This window comes from Nocardia sp. PLKS1-43 (assembly GCF_059510335.1).
Genome location: NZ_JCAJZQ010000004.1, coordinates 286970 through 300673, shown reverse-complemented (window position 1 = coordinate 300673; position 13704 = coordinate 286970). Strand labels below are relative to the sequence as shown.

At 68.1% G+C, this 13704-nt stretch carries 11 protein-coding genes; 3 read left to right on the top strand and 8 right to left on the bottom strand.

The features are described 5' to 3' along the window. Window positions 1–65 precede the first annotated feature (65 nt). Together AC5WS7_RS16935 and AC5WS7_RS16930 are read right to left on the bottom strand one after the other, a co-directional pair. Window positions 66–497: a nucleoside deaminase gene (locus tag AC5WS7_RS16935; RefSeq protein WP_495955928.1), complete on the bottom strand. Its 432-nt coding sequence runs from the start codon at window positions 495–497 to the stop codon at window positions 66–68. A gap of 79 nt (window positions 498–576) precedes the next feature. Next, window positions 577–2178, bottom strand: a complete 1602-nt coding sequence (locus AC5WS7_RS16930; protein ID WP_495955452.1) for a PucR family transcriptional regulator — start codon at window positions 2176–2178, stop codon at window positions 577–579. A 109-nt stretch (window positions 2179–2287) separates the two neighbouring features. Between AC5WS7_RS16930 and AC5WS7_RS16925 the strand changes: the two genes are divergently transcribed. From AC5WS7_RS16925 to AC5WS7_RS16915, 3 genes are all read left to right on the top strand, one after another. After that, window positions 2288–3778, top strand: coding sequence for a CoA-acylating methylmalonate-semialdehyde dehydrogenase (locus AC5WS7_RS16925; RefSeq protein ID WP_495955451.1), 1491 nt, complete (start codon window positions 2288–2290; stop codon window positions 3776–3778). Between the two features lie 24 nt (window positions 3779–3802). Next, window positions 3803–5245 (top strand): aspartate aminotransferase family protein, encoded by a 1443-nt coding sequence (locus AC5WS7_RS16920; protein ID WP_495955450.1) that lies wholly within the window; start codon window positions 3803–3805, stop codon window positions 5243–5245. 174 nt (window positions 5246–5419) lie between these two features. Continuing rightward, window positions 5420–6415, top strand: coding sequence for an SMP-30/gluconolactonase/LRE family protein (locus AC5WS7_RS16915; RefSeq protein WP_495955449.1), 996 nt, complete (start codon window positions 5420–5422; stop codon window positions 6413–6415). A gap of 18 nt (window positions 6416–6433) precedes the next feature. Here the strand turns inward: AC5WS7_RS16915 and AC5WS7_RS16910 are convergent, their stop codons facing one another. The 6 genes from AC5WS7_RS16910 to AC5WS7_RS16885 all read right to left on the bottom strand — a co-directional run bounded on the left by AC5WS7_RS16910 (window position 6434) and on the right by AC5WS7_RS16885 (window position 13603). After that, the gene (locus tag AC5WS7_RS16910; RefSeq protein WP_495955448.1) at window positions 6434–7123 is read right to left on the bottom strand and encodes a Uma2 family endonuclease; all 690 of its coding nucleotides are present in this window, start codon (window positions 7121–7123) and stop codon (window positions 6434–6436) included. Window positions 7124–7467: 344 nt separating this feature from the next. Beyond that, complete coding sequence (locus AC5WS7_RS16905) at window positions 7468–8928, bottom strand: MFS transporter (RefSeq protein ID WP_495955927.1); 1461 nt, start codon at window positions 8926–8928, stop codon at window positions 7468–7470. Between the two features lie 213 nt (window positions 8929–9141). Continuing rightward, window positions 9142–10599, bottom strand: coding sequence for an aldehyde dehydrogenase family protein (locus tag AC5WS7_RS16900; protein WP_495955447.1), 1458 nt, complete (start codon window positions 10597–10599; stop codon window positions 9142–9144). 278 nt (window positions 10600–10877) lie between these two features. Continuing rightward, the gene (locus AC5WS7_RS16895) at window positions 10878–11471 is read right to left on the bottom strand and encodes a hypothetical protein (protein ID WP_495955446.1); all 594 of its coding nucleotides are present in this window, start codon (window positions 11469–11471) and stop codon (window positions 10878–10880) included. Between the two features lie 393 nt (window positions 11472–11864). Further along, complete coding sequence (gene cobA / locus AC5WS7_RS16890) at window positions 11865–13130, bottom strand: uroporphyrinogen-III C-methyltransferase (RefSeq protein WP_495955445.1); 1266 nt, start codon at window positions 13128–13130, stop codon at window positions 11865–11867. 65 nt (window positions 13131–13195) lie between these two features. Then, window positions 13196–13603: a PPOX class F420-dependent oxidoreductase gene (locus tag AC5WS7_RS16885; RefSeq protein ID WP_495955444.1), complete on the bottom strand. Its 408-nt coding sequence runs from the start codon at window positions 13601–13603 to the stop codon at window positions 13196–13198. Between the last annotated feature and the right edge of the window lie 101 nt (window positions 13604–13704).

Here is a 13704-nt window from a genome sequence, read left to right as displayed (position 1 = left end):
GGCGGCAACACGGCGCCCGGTGGATGGCAAAGCCGCCGGGCGCCTCCGAAAACTCCCGGTGTTCGCTACCCCGTCACGCCGATGTCCTCGTACCACAGCTGCGGCTGCTCGGCGATGAAGCGGCTCATCATCTCCACACACCTCGGATCATCGAGCACCGTGATCGACACACCGGCTTCGGCGAGCCACTCGTGTCCGCCGGTGAAGGTCCGCGACTCCCCGACGATCACCGCGCCGATGCCGAACTGCCGCACCAAGCCGCTGCAGTACCAGCACGGCGAGAGTGTGGTCACCATGACGGTGTCGCGATAGTCCCGCCGCCGCCCGGCATCACGGAATGCGGCGGTCTCCGCGTGCAGGCTCGGATCATCGTCCTGCACCCGCCGATTGTGCCCGCGGCCCAGGACGTTTCCCTCCGCGTCGAACAGTGCGGCGCCGATCGGAATGCCGCCCTGCGACAGCCCCACCCGGGCTTGATCGATGGCGACGTCCAGCATGCGTTCGGCGATGATCATGCGACTCATGCTGCCCTACCGCCTCGCGGCGGCAACTCGGCAGTTCGTGTTCAGGCGCGTGTCATACCGCTGCGGGCTCCGCGGTGAGATCGCGGATCAGCAGGGCGGTATGCAGGGACGTGCGGATCTCGCCGTCATCCAGATCCACACCGAGGATGCGCTCGATGCGGGCCAGGCGGTCGTAGAGCGCCGGGCGCGAGATGTTCAGCCGCCGGGCGAGTTCGGTCTTGTTGCCCGCCAGATCCAGAAAGCGCCGCAACGTCGGGGTGAGGTCGCCGCGGTGGCGGATGTCGTGGCGCAGCAGGGCGCTCAGCTCGGTCTCGGCGAAACGCTGGACGCCGGGTTCGTTGCGGATCAGCGACAGCAGCCCACGCAGCCGCACGTCGCCGCTGCGGTAGAACGAGCGCGGCACTGCCGATTCCAGCGATAACGCGATCTCGGCGACGTGCGCGGCATGGGCGAGTTCGCGCGCGGCGTCCAGCAGCGATTCCGAATCCGCGCCCACACCCACCGCGATCCGCTGCACGCCGTCGGTGCGGCGCAGCTCCGCGGCCAGCGCGGCACAGACCTGTTCCAGCTGAAGGTCCAGCTCGCCGTCCCGGCCGAGGCCCAGAATGAGAGTCAGCCGCAGCTCGTCGGCAGCGCTCAGGGCGGTCGCCCGGCTCAGTGCCACGCCATGACCGGCCGCGTCCAGCAGCGTGGCCGCGCGCCGCTGCCGGGCCACCGGATCCGGCTCACTCACCGCGGCCACCCGGACCGCGACCGGAACGTAGCGGGCGCGACGGGCCAGGCCCAGTGTCGCGGCGCGGGCCACCGCCTCCTGCTCGTCGATCACGCGCCCGGCGACCATATCGTCGATGAGGCCGGTCTGTGCCTGCCGATGCAGCCCGAACCGATCCTTCTCGATCATCCGGTGCAGCGTGAGCGTCTGCGCGGCGCGCTCGAGGACCATCCGCGCCCGGGCCGAGGGGATACTCTCCGAACGCAGCAGCAGGCGTCCCCAACGCTGGGTGTGCGGGCCGACCGGGACGGCGCTGTCCGCGTCGTCGGGCAGCATGCGGGAGGTACTCTCCCAGTTCTCCAGCAGCGCCGCGGCCGAGGTGCCCCGCGCCGACACCGCCAGCACCCGATGCGCCAGATCCTCCAGTACCACTGACGAATTCAGCAGGGTCGCAGCGGTTTTCACGATCTCCTCGAGGGAGGCGCGGCGCACGCTGAGGGTGGTGAAGGTCTCGTGCACCGAGTGGGCGAATTCGAGTTCGGCATACTGGTCGGCCACGATCATCCGATGCACCGCCTCGGTTACCTCCACGAACCGGGTGATCCGGCGCAGCGCGATCACCGGCAGCCCGAGCCGGTCGGCGACGGTCGCGACGAAGGCGGGCAGTTCGGCGACGTACCGGCCCAGTTCCACGACCAGCCCCGCCACCCCGGCAGCGGACAGTGATTCCAAGTAGGCCCCCGTCGCCGGGGCTCCGTATGCCAGCGGCTGACCGGTGGTCAGGATGAGTTCCCCGCCCGAGACGAGGGTGGCCAGATCCGCGGTCTCGCTGACATGCACCCAGCGCACCGGCCGGTCCAGCCCCTGCGCACCGCCGATCACCCGAGGTTCTCCGGCCCGGACCACGGGCATGTCGAGAATTTCGGCGACAGTGGGCAGCACCGACGAATCGTAATACATCCGCGCCCGAGGCCGACATTTCGTCGGGCGCAACTGCGGCCGCGGCGGGACACAGTGGAACCATCAGTCCGGTCCGGATTCGAGGAGAGATATGCAGACCATCGCGCATTGGGTCGACGGCAAACCGTTCGCCGGAACCAGCGAGGCGACCGCGCCGGTGACCAATCCCGCCACCGGCGAGGTCAGCGGACAGGTCGCGCTGGCGGATACCGCCGATGTCCGGGTGGCGATCGAGGCCGCCGCCGCGACGTTCCCGGCGTGGCGCGACACCTCGCTCACCCGGCGGGTGCAGGTGCTGTTCCGCTTCCGTGAACTGCTCAACGAGCGCAAGCAGGATCTGGCCGCCATCATCACCGCCGAACACGGCAAGGTCCTCTCCGATGCACTCGGCGAGGTGACCCGCGGTCTCGAGGTCGTCGAATTCGCCTGCGGCATACCGCATCTGCTCAAGGGCGGTTTCACCGAGAACGCCTCCACCAAGGTCGACATCTTCTCGATCCAGCAGCCGCTGGGGCCGGTGGCGATCATCTCGCCGTTCAACTTCCCGGCCATGGTGCCGATGTGGTTCTTCCCCGTCGCCATCGCCGCGGGCAATACCGTGGTGCTCAAGCCGAGCGAGAAGGACCCGTCGGCGGCGCTGTGGCTGGCGCGGCTGTGGGCCGAGGCCGGCCTGCCCGACGGGGTGTTCAACGTGGTCCAGGGCGATAAGACCGCCGTCGACGAACTGCTGGACAATCCGGCGATCAAGGCGGTCTCCTTCGTGGGCTCCACGCCGATCGCCCGCTATGTCTACGAGCGCGGCACTGCCGCCGGGAAACGGGTGCAGGCCCTGGGCGGGGCCAAGAACCACATGGTGGTGCTGCCCGATGCCGATCTGGATTCGGCCGCCGACGCCGCGGTCAACGCCGGCTTCGGCTCTGCCGGTGAACGTTGTATGGCGATCAGCGTCCTGGTCGCGGTCGGCGAGATCGCCGACGATCTGGTCGCGCGAATCACCCAGCGCGCCAAGACGATCAAGACCGGTGACGGCACCCGGGACAGCGATATGGGCCCACTGGTGACCCGGGCACACCGGGACAAGGTCGCCGCCTACATCACCGCCGGAGAATCGGAGGGCGCCACGGTGGCGCTCGACGGAAGGCATGTGCGGCCGGACGGCGGTGCGGACGGATTCTGGCTGGGACCGACCCTGCTCGACAACGTCACCCCGGGAATGAGCGTCTACACCGACGAGATCTTCGGGCCCGTCCTGTCGGTGGTTCGCGTCGCGACCTACGAGGAGGCGCTGGCGTTGATCAACGCGAACCCGTACGGCAACGGCACCGCGATCTTCACCAACGACGGCGGCGCGGCGCGGCGTTTCCACAACGAGGTCGAGGTCGGCATGGTCGGCATCAACGTGCCGATCCCGGTGCCCATGGCCTACTACAGTTTCGGCGGTTGGAAAGCGTCGCTGTTCGGCGACTCCCACGCGCACGGAACGGACGGAGTGCACTTCTACACCCGCACGAAGGCCATCACCTCCCGCTGGCTCGACCCCAGTCACGGCGGCCTGAATCTCGGCTTCCCGCAGAACAGCTGACCACCGAGAGGAGATTTCCGGACGATGGCGCACAGCACCGTACCGATCCCGGACGCACCGCTGCCCAACAGCCTGAGCATCACCGCCGCCCGCGCCGAGGCCGAACGCGCCTGCGAACTGGACCGCAGGCACGTCTTCCACTCCTGGTCCGCGCAGCGACAACTCGACCCGATGACGATCAGCGCCGCGCAGGGTTGCTACGTGTGGGACGGTGCGGGCCACCGCCTGCTGGACTTCTCCTCGCAACTGGTGAACACCAATATCGGCCATCAACATCCGAAAGTGGTTGCGGCCGTGCAGGAACAGGCCGCCAGGCTGTGCACGGTCGCGCCGCAGCACGTCAACGCGGCGCGATCGGAGGCCGCCCGGCTCATCGCCGAGCGGACCCCCGGCGAGCTGAACCGCATCTTCTTCACCAACGGCGGCGCGGACGCGGTCGAGCACGCGGTGCGAATGGCGCGACTGCATACCGGCCGCACGAAGGTGCTGGCCCGCTACCGCTCGTACCACGGCGGAACGGATCTGGCGGTGAATCTGACCGGGGATCCGCGCCGCTGGCCGAATGATCGCGGCGCCGCCGCGGTGGTGCACTTCCACGGGCCGTTCCGGTACCGCTCGCAGTTCCACGCGGAATCCGATGCGCAGGAGTGCGAGCGCGCCCTCGGACACCTCGAGCAGACGATCCTGCTGGAAGGGTCCGAGACGATCGCGGCGATCATCCTGGAATCGGTCCCGGGCACCGCGGGGATCATGGTGCCGCCGCCCGGATATCTGGCCGGAGTCCGTGAACTGTGTGATCGCCACGGAATCGTGCTCATCGCCGACGAGGTGATGTCCGGTTTCGGACGCACCGGGCGATGGTTCGCCATCGAACATGCCGCCCCGGCCGGAGCCACCCAATCCCCTTCCACCGCAGCGGAATTCCGCACTGTCGTGCCCGATCTGCTCACCTTCGCCAAGGGCGTCAACTCCGGCTACGTGCCGCTGGGCGGCGTCGCGATCGCACCGCATATCGCGGCGACCTTCGATGACCGGGTGTACCCGGGCGGGCTGACCTACTCCGGGCATCCGCTGGCCACCGCGGCGGCCGTGGCGACGATCACCGCGATGACCGAGGAACGCATCGTGGAGAACGCCGCCGAGATCGGCGAGCGCGTGCTCGGTCCCGGCCTGGACGAGCTGGCCGAGCGGCATCGCTGCATCGGCGAGGTGCGCGGACTCGGTGTGTTCTGGGCCCTGGAACTGGTGCGCGACAAGGAATCTCGCGAACCGCTGACGCTTCGCGGCGGCACCGGGACGGCCGTGCGCGAGGTGGACGCGGCCTGTCGTGCGGCCGGGCTGCTTCTGGCCGTGAACGCCAACCGCCTGCATGTCGTCCCGCCGTGCACGATCACCCGAGCCGAGGCCGAGGAGGGCCTGGCGATTCTCGACGAGGCGCTCGCGATCGCCGACGCCCGGACAGCCTGAATTCGGCCCGCACCCGCGGCCACCCCACCGCCGGTCACCACGGCCCCGACGACCGGGCGCCGCAACTGTCGGCGCGGTATGGGGTGACACTCCCGGCCCGTGCGGCATCGCGTGATCGATACGGCCGGAGACGATTCGCACCGCGGCCCGGCAGCGGAGCGGTACGGTTCGGTCATGTCGCTGCGACCACAACGATGGACACCGCCCAAGGCCCCGGCGCGCGCCCGTGAGAGCCACAGCGTGCCGCCGATGCCCGAACCGCGATTGCTCGACTTGCCAGGCGCCGTTCCCGAGGACGTGGTGCTCGCGCCGGACGGCCGGATCGTGACCGGGATCAGCGGCGGCGCGATCCTGCTGGTCGATCCCCGCGACCGCGCGGTGGAGCAGATCGCCGACACCGGCGGGCGACCGCTGGGACTGCACGCCTACCCCGACGGTTCCTTGCTGATCTGCGATTCCGAACGCGGCCTGCTGCGGTTGAGCGAACCGCACGGAACGCTGGAGGTCCTGGTGGACGAGGTGGACGGCGAGCGGCTCAATTTCACCAGCAACGTCGTCGCCGACGAGGACGGCACGATCTACTTCTCCGCCTCCACTCGCCGGTACTCGTTCGACGACTACCTGGGCGACTTCTTCGAACATTCCGGCACCGGACGACTGTTTCGCCGCACACCCGACGGCCGGGTCGAAACCCTCTCGGACGGACTGCAATTCGCCAATGGCGTGGTGCTCGCCCCGGATCGCTCGCACATCCTGGTCGCCGAGACCGCCGCCTACCGCATCACGCGCTACCACCTGTCCGGCCCGAAGGCCGGTACCTCGGACCATCTGATCGAGAATCTGCCCGGCCTTCCCGACAATATGGGCCTCGGCAGCGACGGACTGGTCTGGGTCGCCCTGGTGACACCGCGAAATCCGTTGCTGGACATGCTTCTTCCGCTGCCCGGCATCCTGCGCAAACTGATCTGGGCGATACCGGCGAGTCTGCAACCCAAACCCGTGCGCACCGCCTGGGTGCAGGCCTACAGCTTCGACGGCACGCTCGTGCACGACCTGCAACGCGAGGGTGATCGCTACGCGATGGTCACGGGCGTGGCCGAACAGGACGGCACCCTGTATCTGGGCACCCTCGCCGAGCCCGCGATCGCCGTGGTCCGGCTCGCTGCCTGACCGCCTCGACATGCGCGCTCACCGCCCGGTCGTAACCGACGCGACCGGGCGCCGGTACCCGCCACCGCACCGCGACGACAGCCCGCTGCCACCCGGCTCGCGCGAGGCCCAGCCATCCGGCCGGGGCGTGTAGATCGCCGAAAGGTCCAGCCGTACCGGAAACGGCACCGCAGTGGACAACATCCCGCTGTGGATCGGCGTGGGCGCCGGAACGTAGTCACGCGATTGCGGATCGAGCCAATACTGATGAACGACCGGGCGATCGTCCCGCCCGCGCTCGACCCGCCAGAAATTGGCGATCCCCGCCGCGGCGTACAGCCGCGGGGTGCGGACCCGATCGTCACCGCGGGAATCGTCCAGGACGATCTCCACCACGAGCACCGCCGCGGCCGCCGGAATCCCCTCGGCGGCGTACATCTCGACGGCCGACTCGTCGACCACCACGACGTCCGGTCGCAGCACACTGCACTCGCCGAGCACCATGCGCTGGTCAGTGTGAATCGCGTACGGTGCTCGCCGCGCGGATCTCAGCGTCCGGACGAACGCATCTCGAACGAGCCTGTGCCGGTACCCGATTCGACCGCGCACCACAACCACCCCCTCCACCAATTCCCAGTCGTGCGGCAGATCCAGCGCACGCGACTGCGCACGAGACCGCCGCCCGGCTCCGGACTGCTCGCCGACCCCACCGCCCATTCCCGCAGACATGATCCCCTCCGTCCCCTGCGCGAGGGCCCATTCCCCCGACCCGGCCCACCCTAATCAGGCCCAGCGGCAAGCCACCAGCATCAATTCGCAGCCGCACCCGTTGCACAACGAACTCACCCGCATCCCACCATGAATCGAGTGCGTCTACCGAAAACGGGTGCGATGAATTCGCGCCCGCGCACGACCGACTCCCCTCGCCGGCGACCGACTGCGTCCAGCGGTCTCGACGACCACCGATCCCGCCTGCACGATCCACAGTCGCACCGGTTACCACGAGATCCGCTGCTCACCGCGATCCATGGCAGCAGCCGATGACGAGTACGGACCCGATCACCAGCGCGCGATCAGAACTGCTGCGATTCCTTCTCCGCGTCCTGAGCGAGCGCGAGCTGTTGCGGGGTGTAGCGCAGGGTGAAGCCGATCAGGCCCACGATGAGCGCACCGAAGCCGCAGATCAGCAGTACCAGGGTGTAACCGCTGCTGAGCGCTTCGATCTGGGCCGCGGTCATCCCCGCCGCACGTCCGGTGCGCCCGCCCATGGACAGGGTGCGGGAGGCGGCGATCGGGGTCAGGATGCCGACCGACAGCGGCGTGCCCAGGCTGAAGATCATCTGCCCGATCGCCGAGAGCGGGCCGACCTCGGCCACCGGTACACCGACCAGTAGGCACAGCGGTCCGGTGACGATCACCAATCCGACGCCGAAACCGGCTCCCAGCAACAGGATCAGCAACGTCGGCCAGTACTGGACACTCCCGTCCAGCGTCGATCCGTAGACGCCCGCGGCGGCGAGGAAGACCCCCGCCAACACCAGCAACCAGCGCGGCTTGACCATGACGACCGACTTGGACGCCACCGCCGTGCCGACACCGGCCCCGAGTGTGAACGGAATCGAGGCCACACCCGCGACCAGCGGGCTGTAGCCCACGACGTTCTGCAGGAACTGCGCGACGAAGTAGGTCATCCCGCCCAGCACACCGGACCCGAGCAGCAACGCGACGAACGTCACCGACCGGTCGCGGTTCTTGAGCAGTGACAACGGCAGCACCGGGTTGTCTGCATACCGCTCCACGGCGATGAACGCCACCAGCAATACCGCGCCCGCGATCAGCGAACCGAGAATCACCGGGCTGGTCCAACCCCAGTTGGGTCCCTCGGTCGCACCGAGGACGACCGCACCGCAGGCCGCGGTGCCGAGCACCGAACCGGGCACATCCAGCGGCAGCCGGTGATGCTCGGTGTCGCGGAGCACGAAGATCGCACCGAGCACGATCAGGATTCCGATCGGCACGTTGATCAAGAAGACCAGCCGCCAGTTCAGCTGGGTGAGCGCACCACCGATCACCAATCCGCCGACCGACCCGATGGCCTGCATGGAGCCGAAGATCGCGATCGCCCGCGTGCGCACCGGACCGGCGGTGTAGGTACTGACCACCAGAGCCATGGCCGACGGTGCCGCGATCGCACCGCCGATCCCCTGGACGCCACGGGCGAGGATGAGCATGATCTCGTCCTGCGCCAACCCGCACACCAGCGACGACAGCGTGAACACCGCCACACCGATCATCAGAACTCGCTTGCGCCCGAACAGATCTCCGATCCGTCCGCCGAGCAGCATGAGTCCGGCGAAGGTCAAACCGTAGGCGGTCACCGTCCAGGCACTGCCCGAACTCGACAGCCCCATCTGCTCCTGCAGCCGGGGTAGCGCCAGAATCACGATGGTCCCGTCCAGGATCACCATCAGATTCAACCCGCTGAGGATCAGAATCGGCAGCCCGAACGCCCGCTGGGTCATCGGATGGTCCATGGTCGCAGCGGGGTTATCTGGCACAGTGAGCCACTGTAACCGATACCGGCCGGGTCAAAAACGCGCCAGTTCCGGCCGCACGCGCCACGTTCGGCTCCCATTCCTCCAGCATCCCGGCACGATCGCACCGGTCGCACGCGACACGCAACTCCGCATGCGCCGACAGTCCGTCCCCGGCTCACAACGAGCGGGACGGACCGTTGGCGCAATTCACTATAGCTGGGCCCAGACCGACTTGGTCTGCAGGTACGCCTCGATACCCTCGCGACCGAATTCGTGACCCCAACCGGACTGCTTGTATCCGCCGAACGGCACCGCGTGGTCGAATACCAGCTGACAGTTCAGGGTGACCGTGCCGGCCTGCAGGCGCTTGGCGATGCGGTGGGCGCGGCTCAGGTTGGTCGTCCAGGCGGTCGCGGCCAGGCCGTAGGTGGTGTCGTTGGCCAGGGCCACGGCCTCGTCATCGTCGTCGAACGGCAGGATCGTCACCACCGGCCCGAAGATCTCCTCCTGGTAGAGGCGGCTGGTGGCGGGGTCGACATTGGTGAGCACGGTCGGCTGGACGAAGTATCCGCGCCGATCGAGTCGTTCACCGCCGGTCACGATCTCGACACCGTCCCGTTTGCCCTCTTCGAGGTATCCCAGTACCCGGGTGAGCTGCTTGGCGCTGATCAGCGGGCTGATCATGGCCCCCTCCTCCTTGGGCCCGCCGAGTTTCAGGTTCTTCGCGATCGTCGCGATGCCCTCGACGACCCGCTCGTAGACCCCGCGTTGCACGAAGATCCGCGAGCCGCACACGCACCCCTGTCCGGAATGGATGAAGATGCCCATCGCCGCCATCATGATGGCCATGTCCAGATCGGCGTCGTCGTAGATCAGCACCGGCGATTTCCCGCCGAGTTCGAGCATGACCTTCTTGAGGTTGCCCGCGGAGGCCCGCACGATCTCCTTGCCGACCTCGGTCGAACCGGTGAAGGCGATCTTCTCCACGTCCGGATGCGCGGTGAGCGCCGCGCCCGCGGTGCGGCCGTAGCCGTTGAGCAGGTTGACCACGCCCTCGGGCACCCCGGCCTCGGCGATGATGCGGTCCAGCAGCAGGGCCGACAACGGAGTCTCCTCGGCGGGTTTGACGATACTGCTGCACCCCGCGGCCAGCGCCGGAGCGATCTTGGCGCACGCGTTGAACACCGGGCCGTTCCACGGGAAGATCAGCCCGACCACGCCGTACGGCTCCTTGAGGGTGTAGGCGTGCATATCGGCGTAGGCGCCGGAAATTCCGCCGGTCATCTGCACTTCGTGCGCGGTGCCGTTGACCTTGGTGCACCATCCCGCGTAATAGCGGAAGAATTCCGCGCAGGTGGGGACGATCATCTGTGCCTGCGCGAGCGGCATACCCGTATTGAGCGAGTCCAGCTGGGCCAGATCCTCCGCGTAGTGATCCATCAGATCGGCGATGCGCCACATGATCTTCGCGCGCTCACGGCCCGGCATGACGTGCCAGACACCCGATTCGAACGACGCCCGGGCCCGCTTCACCGCCTCGTCGACGGCCTCCGGCCCGCAGTCGGTGAATTCGGTGATCGGCTCCTCGGTCGCCGGGTCGATGACCGGAATGACCTCACCCGTTCCGGGCAGCTTGCGTAGATCGTCCAATACCGACTGCAACGTCATTGCGGTACCTCACTCTTGCGAAATGAAAGTCTGCTTCTCGATCGCGAGAATATCATTTCGCACTGGCATACGTCAGCCCGCGCGGCCTCTCACGGGCCTACGGACGATTTCGGAAACGGACGCCAAACCCGTTGCCGCCGAACAACTTACGGACGCCGATAGCCCCGGCACAGCAGTGCCGGGGCGCTCGCGCCGCGCGGCCGATCACACCCTCGACTCGACAGCGCGAACGCCATCCCCACACGGGCACAAGGGCTTTGCTGGATCGACCCGCGAATTCACTTGGCGGAGACGAGATCTCCGTCGTATCTACAACTCGGCGGCGGCAGCTCACGAGTGCGGAACACCTCGGTCATAGCGGCCGATTCGCCCGGCAAGCCCGCGGCGGCCAGCGCGCAGGTCTTGAATACCCGCGCCGCGTTGCTCATCCGGCGAGAGACCGGCTCGATCCGCTCGTCGAGTTCCGTCGGCAGTCCATCCCCCCACAGCGCGACCTCGACGGGCCGGCTGTCGAGATATTCGTGCACGCCCTCGCGCACACGATCGTCGGACAGATACGTCTGCGAGGCCACGGCCACCGCGTTCGGATGCATATCACGCTCGAGGACGGTCAGGGCCTGCTCCAGATCCAGGACCGTCGCGCCGAGAATTCCGAGGGAGCGAACATTCGAGCACTCGGCCACCAGGGCGGTCACCTCCCAGCCCGCACTCGTCCGGTCGAAAACCCATCCGCCCGCGCACCGCACCACTTCCGCGGCAGTCGGCGCGATGACGACCAGGTGATAGCGCAACGGATGCCTACGTACATGAGCCCGCCAGCGGGCAACCTCCCAGACACCTCGGCCAATGGGATCGACAGATCGTACAGCCATATTTCCATCCCGCTTCTCGAACGTGAAGATCGCGGCAGGTCCTTCGGCCGGGCCACTACGCAGCACCCCGCCGTCGCGACGACCGGCAGGGGCGATCAGCCCCCACCCGAGGGTGACGGCCACTCGCGACGCCGGGATCGCACCGGAGAGCATGCGACAGATCAGGGCTGGTGACCGTAGCGCCGCATTGCCCCACGGGGGAATCTACCGATCACACAGTAACCCGGTTACCTGGAATTGTGGCAAGTCTGACACAACTTGATATGTGATCCATGTCACACAGAAATCGCGTCGTACAATCCCGCCCCGAGAACCGCGAGAACTTCGGAAAATACGGCCATAACCGCTGATCACAAGCGAAACCCGATGGCACGCCGGAACACTCGGCGACGATTACTCGGCCGCGGCGATCCGCGCGGAATCCGGTCTCGCGGCATCGAACCCGGCGGTCGGTCCGATGACGATGATCGCGGGCGGCCGGATGCCCTCGGCGCGTACCCGTTCGGCGACACTGGACAGGTCCGCGCGCAGCACGCGCTCGGTGCGCAGACTGCCCTCCTGCACGACCGTGACGGGTGTATCGGCGGGCCGCCCACCGTCCAGAAGTGCGGCCGCGAACTTCTCGATCCGCTCCACCGCCATCAGCAGCACCAGCGTTCCGCGCAGCCGGGCCAGCGCGGGCCAATCCACCAGCGAATCCGGGTGATCGGGCGCGATATGCCCGCTGACCACCACGAACTCGTGGGTGACGCCGCGATGGGTGACCGGGATCCCGGCCAGGGCGGGCACCGAGATGGCGCTGGTGACCCCGGGAACGACCGTCACCGGAACGCCCGCGGCCACACATGCCTCGAGCTCCTCGTAGCCGCGCCCGAACACGTACGGATCGCCGCCCTTGAGCCGCACGACGAATTTTCCGGCCTTCGCGCCCTCGACGAGTGCGTTGTTGATGGCCTCCTGGGCCATGGCCCGCCCGTACGGGATCTTCGCCGCGTCGATCACCTCGACATCGGGGGCGAGTTCGGCGAGCAGTTCCGGTGGCGCGAGCCGGTCGGCGACAACGAGATTCGCCCGCGCCAGCAACCGCCGTCCGCGCACGGTGATCAGATCCGGATCGCCGGGCCCGCCGCCCACGAGCGCCACGCCGGGTGCGGCCGGTTCGGAATCCCCGGCCACCACACCGGATTGCAACGCCTCCAGCAGAGCGTTGCGCACCGCGGCCGAGCGGCGATGCCGCCCACCGGCCAGGACGCCCAGGGTCATGCCGTCGTACCGGGCGGTGGCCGGAGTGACCGCGGTGCCCAGCCGGGCGTTGTCGGCGCGCACGCAGAAGATGCGCCGCTCGGTCGCCTCGGCGACGATCGCGGCATTGGTCTCCGGCTCGTCGGTGCAGGCGACGGCGTACCACGCGCCGTCGAGATCCCCCGGGGCGTAATCGCGCAATTCGACGTCGATCTGCCCCGAGGCGGCCATCCCCTCGACCGCCGGGGTCACGGTCCGGCTGATCACCCGCACGTCGGCGCCGGAGGCGATCAGCAGCCCCAGCCGGCGCTGGGCCACCGAACCGCCGCCCACGACGACGACGCGGCGGCCCACGAGATCGAGCCCGACGACATAGTTCGGGTCACCTGTTTGCTGGTCGTCCTGCGTGTTCGGCACAAGTTTCGAGCCTACGGGCCGCGCGTTCGCCTCCGGCAACCACCCACGACCCGCCCTTGCGCCGTTCAGAGACGTCCGCGCACCGCCGTGGGGGTGACGCGCACGATCACGCGCTCACCGTCGTTCACCGAGGCCGGGTTGAACTCGGCGTAGGGCTTGCCGGTGTACTTGTGCGACAACCTATCCGGCAGCTCGCGGGCGGTATCGGGAGTCACCGTGACGCTGCCGCGGATCTCCGCGTAGACGTACGGATCGCCCGGCGGCACGATCATCACCGTCACGCGCGGATCGCGCACGACGTTCTTGTACTGCTGTCGGTCCACCGTGGTGGAGTAGACCAACTCGTCGCCGTCGCGTTCGAGCCAGATCACGGTGAGGTGCGGTTGCCCGTCGCGCCCGACGGTCGCCAACGTCGCGAAGACCGCGGTGTCGTCCAGCAGCTTTTTCAGATTTTCGGAGAACTCGGCTGTCATACCGAATGCGAACCCGGCGCGGCGCAACGGAATTCCCGCGCGTCCTCGCGACGACCGGCGAGCCGCACCGGCCGAATCGTGGCCGGGACGTCCCGGCGGAC

Bases quoted from the DNA above. Each gene is read 5' to 3' on its own strand.
- AC5WS7_RS16915 (WP_495955449.1), top strand. From the start codon at position 5,420: ATGTCGCTGCGACCACAACGATGGACACCGCCCAAGGCCCCGGCGCGC.
- AC5WS7_RS16905 (WP_495955927.1), bottom strand. From the start codon at position 8,928: ATGGACCATCCGATGACCCAGCGGGCGTTCGGGCTGCCGATTCTGATC.
- AC5WS7_RS16920 (WP_495955450.1), top strand. From the start codon at position 3,803: ATGGCGCACAGCACCGTACCGATCCCGGACGCACCGCTGCCCAACAGC.
- AC5WS7_RS16885 (WP_495955444.1), bottom strand. From the start codon at position 13,603: ATGACAGCCGAGTTCTCCGAAAATCTGAAAAAGCTGCTGGACGACACC.
- AC5WS7_RS16900 (WP_495955447.1), bottom strand. From the start codon at position 10,599: ATGACGTTGCAGTCGGTATTGGACGATCTACGCAAGCTGCCCGGAACG.
- AC5WS7_RS16895 (WP_495955446.1), bottom strand. From the start codon at position 11,471: ATGGCTGTACGATCTGTCGATCCCATTGGCCGAGGTGTCTGGGAGGTT.
- AC5WS7_RS16935 (WP_495955928.1), bottom strand. From the start codon at position 497: ATGCTGGACGTCGCCATCGATCAAGCCCGGGTGGGGCTGTCGCAGGGC.
- AC5WS7_RS16925 (WP_495955451.1), top strand. From the start codon at position 2,288: ATGCAGACCATCGCGCATTGGGTCGACGGCAAACCGTTCGCCGGAACC.
- AC5WS7_RS16910 (WP_495955448.1), bottom strand. From the start codon at position 7,123: ATGTCTGCGGGAATGGGCGGTGGGGTCGGCGAGCAGTCCGGAGCCGGG.